General features: G+C 69.5%; 5 protein-coding genes. All 5 read left to right on the forward strand.

The genetic code is table 11. The features are described 5' to 3' along the window. Window positions 1–380: phosphatase PAP2 family protein (locus tag A5648_RS02465; protein WP_065023032.1), on the forward strand; the 380-nt coding region annotated here is incomplete at its 5' end. Continuing rightward, window positions 377–1,300, forward strand: coding sequence for a decaprenyl-phosphate phosphoribosyltransferase (locus tag A5648_RS02470; protein WP_065023033.1), 924 nt, complete (start codon window positions 377–379; stop codon window positions 1,298–1,300). The genes A5648_RS02465 and A5648_RS02470, both read left to right, overlap by 4 nt. Beyond that, window positions 1,278–3,302, forward strand: a complete 2,025-nt coding sequence (gene zomB, locus A5648_RS02475; protein ID WP_065023034.1) for a flagellar motor control protein ZomB — start codon at window positions 1,278–1,280, stop codon at window positions 3,300–3,302. Before A5648_RS02470 ends, zomB begins: the two co-directional genes overlap by 23 nt. 296 nt (window positions 3,303–3,598) lie before the next feature. Beyond that, window positions 3,599–4,576, forward strand: a complete 978-nt coding sequence (locus A5648_RS02480) for an esterase family protein (RefSeq protein ID WP_109470661.1) — start codon at window positions 3,599–3,601, stop codon at window positions 4,574–4,576. A 173-nt stretch (window positions 4,577–4,749) separates the two neighbouring features. Then, on the forward strand, window positions 4,750–5,643 hold the full coding sequence (locus tag A5648_RS02485) for an alpha/beta hydrolase-fold protein (protein ID WP_065023035.1): 894 nt from the start codon (window positions 4,750–4,752) through the stop codon (window positions 5,641–5,643). Window positions 5,644–5,724: the final 81 nt, after the last annotated feature.

The raw sequence follows: 5,724 nt of genomic DNA on the forward strand, positions 1-5,724 counted from the left end.
TGGCCCAGCCGCGACGGCGCCGGGCCTGGCTGACCGCAGGGGCGGGGGCGTTCGTCGCCCACGCGGCCGCCGTGGTGATCAAGCGGGTGGTCCGCCGCGAGCGCCCACACCATCCGGCGATCGCGGTCAACGTGGCCACCCCGAGCCGGTTGAGTTTCCCCTCGGCACACGCCACCTCCACCACGGCGGCGGCGATCCTGCTGGGGCGGGCGGCCGGGCTGCCCACCAAGACACTGCCGTCGCTGCTGGTGCCGCCGATGGCGTTGTCCCGCATGGTGCTCGGCGTGCACTACCCCAGCGACGTGGCCACCGGCGTACTCGTCGGGGCCGCGGTCGCCGCGGCCGCGAGCCGCCTGGACAACTCTGGAGGCGCCGGATGAGTGCACACGTGGACGGCCGGGCGCCCGAGACCGGCCCGCCGGCGAACCTGGTCACCGGCATCATCAAAGCGATGCGGCCCCGCCAGTGGGTGAAGAACGTACTGGTGCTGGCCGCGCCGCTGGCCGCCCTCGGCGGCGACGTGCACTACGACTACGCCGACGTCGGCAGCAAGGCGTTGGTCGCCTTCGTGGCCTTCAGCCTGGCGGCCTCGGCGGTGTACCTGGTCAATGACGCCCAGGACGTCGAAGCCGACCGCGCGCACCCGACCAAGCGGTTCCGGCCGATCGCTGCCGGGGTGGTCCCGGTGGGACTGGCCTACGGCCTGGCGGCGCTGCTGGGGGTGGCGTCGCTGTTCATCTCGTGGTCGCTCAGCCTCAGCCTGGCGCTGGTGATGGCGGTCTATCTGGCCCTGCAGCTGGCCTACTGCTTTGGACTCAAACACCAAGCGGTGCTTGATATCTGCATCGTGTCGTCGGGCTTCCTGCTGCGGGCGATCGCCGGCGGCGCGGCCGCGAACATCTATCTGTCGCAATGGTTCCTGCTGGTGATGGCGTTCGGATCACTGTTCATGGTGGCCGGCAAGCGCTACGCCGAACTGCAGCTGGCCGAGCAGACCGGCGCCAAGATCCGCAAGTCGCTGGAGAGTTACACCGGTACCTACCTGCGCTTCGTGTGGACGGCCTCGGCCACCGCGATGCTGGTCTGCTACAGCCTGTTCGCCTTCGAGCGCGACAACGGTTCCGGCTCCTGGTATGCGGTGACGATCATCCCGATCATCGTCGCGATTCTGCGCTACGCGGTCGACGTCGACGGCGGCATGGCCGGAGAGCCCGAGGACATCCTGCGGCGCGACCGGGTGCTGCAGCTGATGGCTCTGCTCTGGATCGGAACCATCGGTGCTGCCGTCATTTTCGGGTAGCTCGGCCCGGAGGGCCGCAGAAGGCCCAGCGCCGGACCCGCGGGTCCGGCCACTGGGCTGGCCGGCGGTCGCCTACAGCCCGTCGGTGCGGCTGAGCTCGTGGGCGGCGGTGGCGATCGTGCTGCTGCTGTTCGGCATCGGGGCGTGGCGACGACGCTGGATCTCCGATGACGGTCTGATCGTGCTGCGCACCGTGCGGAACCTGCTGGCCGGAAACGGGCCGGTCTTCAACGCCGGTGAACGGGTGGAGGCCAACACCTCCACGGCCTGGACCTACCTGATGTACGTCGGCAGCTGGCTCGGCGGCCCGGTGCGCATGGAGTACGTGGCGCTGGCATTCGCGCTGGCGCTCAGCCTGGCCGGGGTGGCGCTGCTGATGCTGGGCACCACCCGGCTGTACGCCCCCGGCCTGCAGGGCCGCCGCGCGCTGCTGCTGCCGGCCGGGGCACTGGTCTACATCGCGGTGCCGCCCGCTCGCGACTTCGCCACCTCCGGACTGGAGAGCGGCCTGGTGCTGGCCTATCTGGGCCTGCTGTGGTGGATGCTGGTCTGTTGGGCGCAGGCGCTGCGGATGCCTCGATCTCGTGCCCGCGGAACACGATTCACCGCCGCCCTGGCCTTCGTGGCCGGCTGCAGCGTGCTGGTCCGCCCCGAGCTGGCCCTGATCGGCGGCGGTGCGCTGATCATGCTGCTGATCGCGGCGCGGGACTGGCGGCCGCGGGCACTGATCCTGGTGGCCGGCGGCGCGCTGCCGGTGGCCTACCAGATCTTCCGGATGGGCTACTACGCGCTGCTGGTGCCCGGTACCGCGCTGGCCAAGGACGCCGCCGGCGACAAGTGGTCGCAGGGCATGATCTACCTGGCGAACTTCAACGCCCCCTACGCATTGTGGGTGCCCGCAGTGCTGTCGACAGCGCTGGGCGCTGCACTGTGGGTCGGTTCGGCGGTCCGGCACCGGCCCCGGCGCCCGGTGCCGCGCGGGGTCGGCCGGTGGGCGCGGCTGGTGCAGAGCCCCGGGGCGGTGGTCTGCTTCTTCGTGATCAGCGGTGTGCTGCAGGGCGCCTACTGGATCCGCCAGGGCGGCGATTTCATGCACGGCCGGGTGCTGCTGGCGCCGCTGTTCTGCATGCTGGCCCCGGTGGCCGTCGTCCCGGTGCTGTTGCCCGACGGCGCGCGTTTCCACCGCGAAGCCGGCTACCCGCTCAGCGGCGCGGTCGGTCTGCTGTGGCTGGCGGTGGCCGGCTGGGCGCTGTGGGCGGCCAACTCTCCCGGAATGGCCGATGACGCAACGCGGGTCACCTATTCCGGGATCGTCGACGAACGCCGGTTCTATTCGCAGGCCACCGGCCACCCCCATCCGCTGACCGCCGCCGACTATCTCGGCTACCCGCGGATGCGCGCGGTGCTGAGCACGATCGCGGCCACCCCGGACGGGGCGCTGTTACTGCCGTCGGGCAACTACGACCAGTGGGACGTCGTCCCGGTCATCCTGCCGGTGCCGCCGGGCATCGGCGTCCCGACCGATCCGGACCCGGGCGGGACCGGGCCGCACACCGTCTTCTTCACCAATCTGGGCATGCTGAGCATGAACACCGGCCTGGACGTCCGGTTGCTCGACCAGATCGGCTTGGCCAATCCGATTGCGGCGCACACCGAACGGCTCGAGCACGGCCGGATCGGCCACGACAAGGACCTGTTCCGGGACTGGGTGGTGGCCGACGGCCCGTGGGTCAAGTGGTATCCGCTGATCCCGGGCTACCTGGATCAGGACTGGATCGCCGAGGCCGAGGCCGCGCTGCGCTGCCCCGACACCGCGGCGGTGCTGGGTTCGGTGCGCGCGCCGATGGGCCCGCGCCGGTTCGTGTCCAACGTGTTGCATTCGCCGGGCTATACCCGGTACCGGATCGAGCGGGTGCCGCGCGATGAACTGATCCGATGCGGCCTGGCCGTGCCCGAACCGACCCGCCCGCCTTATACCGGGATGCCGCCCGACGTACCGTGACGGGGCGGACTTGCGAACGTCCACGCCGAAAATGTGATGGACGTCATGTCTCCCGGCCGCAGCTACCGGCCACGTCCGGTCTTACCGGCTCGAATGGCCTCGTGAGCGCAGCGCACCGGTCGCGGGGAAATCCCTTGTCGGGCCGATTCGCCGGTGGCGAGGCAGAACCGTAAGAGGTCGAGGTCAGGTTTCTGTGGTTGACTACACCGGCACTGCCGCGCTCGCGCGCGCAGATCTGGTCCGACTCGGGCCACCCAATGATGAGCATGGCAACAAGACGAATGAGGATGTCCAGGATGAAGCTGCTTGACAGGTTGATGGTCGCCGCCGCCGGCGCGGCCCTGCTGGCGGGGTTGGTCGGTGTCGTCGGCGGCACCCCGGAGGCGAACGCCTTCTCCCGGCCGGGTCTGCCGGTCGAGTACCTGCAGGTGCCCTCGGCGAGCATGGGCCGCGACATCAAGGTGCAGTTCCAGACCGGTGGGCAGGGCTCCCCGGGCCTGTACCTGCTCGACGGCATGCGCGCCCAGGACGACTTCAACGGCTGGGACATCAACACCCAGGCGTTCGAGTGGTACCTCAACTCGGGCATCTCGGTGATCATGCCGGTCGGTGGCCAGTCCAGCTTCTACAGCGACTGGTACAAGCCGGCCTGCGGCAAGGCGGGCTGCTCCACCTACAAGTGGGAGACCTTCCTGACCAGTGAGCTGCCGGCCTACCTGGCCTCGGAGTACGGCGTGAGCCAGACCAGCAACGCCGCGGTCGGCCTGTCGATGGCGGGCTCGTCGGCGATGACGCTGGCGATCTACCACCCCAACCAGTTCACCTACGCGGGTTCGCTGTCGGGTTACCTGAACCCGTCCACCGGTAAGGGCTGGATCGGCCTGTCGATGGGTGACGCCGGCGGCTACAAGAAGAACGACATGTGGGGCGAGGACAGCGACCCGGCGTGGCTGCGCAACGACCCGACGGTCAACGTCGACAAGCTGGTGGCCAACAACACCCGGCTGTGGGTGTTCTGCGGCAACGGCAAGGCCAATGAGCTGGGCGGCGACAACATCCCGGCCGTCTTCCTGGAGCAGAACTTCATGATCGGTGCGAACAAGAAGTTCCAGGAGCTCTACACCGCGGCCGGAGGCAGCAACGCGATCTTCAACTTCCCGGCCTACGGCACGCACTCCTGGGAGTACTGGGGCCAGCAGCTGCAGGCGATGAAGCCCGACCTGCAGAGCCACCTGGGCGCGTCGCCGACGACCGAGAGCGCTCCGGCCGAGTAGTCCCGCGCTACGCATAAGCACCGCCGACGGCGGCGACCCGAAGGGTCGCCGCCGTCGGTAGTTTCCGGCCCTGACCGCCGTCGTCGTGTGGTTGACTACCTTCGGCGGATCGCCGGCGCGCGAGCCAGCAGGCGATGATCGCCACGAAATCTGTACCGACGAGCGAGGTGGGTATGAGCGGACTGTCGAAGTTGCTGCGGACGCTGGGCGTGGCCGTGCTGGCGCTGGGCCTGTGGGGCGGCGGCGTGATGGTCGGCGCGGGCGCGCATGCCGCACAGTTCGAGAACCTGATGGTGCCGTCACCGTCGATGGGCCGCGACATCCCGGTGGCATTCCTCAACCAGGGACCGCACGCGGTCTACCTGCTCGACGCCTTCGACGCCCACCCCGACCTGAGCAACTGGGTGACCGCGGGCAACGCGATGAACACGTTGGCCGGCAAGGGCGTCTCGGTGGTCGCGCCGGCTGGTGGGGCCTACAGCATGTACACCAACTGGGAGCAGGACGGCAGTAAGCAGTGGGACACCTTCTTGTCCACCGAGCTGCCGGACTGGCTGGCCGCCAACCGGGGATTGGCGCCGGGCGGTCACGCCGTGGTCGGCGCGGCCCAGGGCGGCTACGGCGCACTGGCGCTGGCCACCTTCCACCCCGACCGGTTCGGCTTCGCCGGCTCGATGTCGGGCTTCCTCGGGCCGTCGCACACCACCGAGAGCGGTGTGATCAGCGCCGGCCTGCAGAACTTCGGCGGGGTCGACCCGTACGGCATGTGGGGTGCGCCGCAGCTGGGCCGCTGGAAGTGGCACGACCCGACGGTGCACGCCACCCTGCTGGCGCAGAACAACACCCGGGTGTGGATCTACAACCCGATGGGCGGCGCGTCAAACCCGGCGGCGATGATCGGCGACCCGGCCGAGGCGCACGGCTCCGGCCGGTTCTTCAACATGCAGTACCGCCAGGTGCACGGCCACAACGGGCATTTCGACTTCTCCGCCGGTGACAACGGCTGGGGGTCGTGGGCCTCGCAGCTGGGCGCGATGTCCGGCGACATCGTCGGCGCCATTCGTTAACTACCGTTGATGCGATGAAGGGGCGGGGCCTCCGCTCCTCGTGACGTTCCCGGCGGATGCTGGGGGTGTCACTACCAGTCA

The sequence above is a fragment of the Mycolicibacter sinensis genome, from assembly GCF_001673565.1.
Taxonomy (GTDB): Bacteria; Actinomycetota; Actinomycetes; order Mycobacteriales; family Mycobacteriaceae; genus Mycobacterium; species Mycobacterium sinense_C.

Coding starts and splice junctions, on each gene's coding strand:
- A5648_RS02470 (WP_065023033.1), top strand. CDS start 377: ATGAGTGCACACGTGGACGGCCGGGCGCCCGAGACCGGCCCGCCGGCG.
- A5648_RS02480 (WP_109470661.1), top strand. CDS start 3,599: ATGAAGCTGCTTGACAGGTTGATGGTCGCCGCCGCCGGCGCGGCCCTG.
- A5648_RS02485 (WP_065023035.1), top strand. CDS start 4,750: ATGAGCGGACTGTCGAAGTTGCTGCGGACGCTGGGCGTGGCCGTGCTG.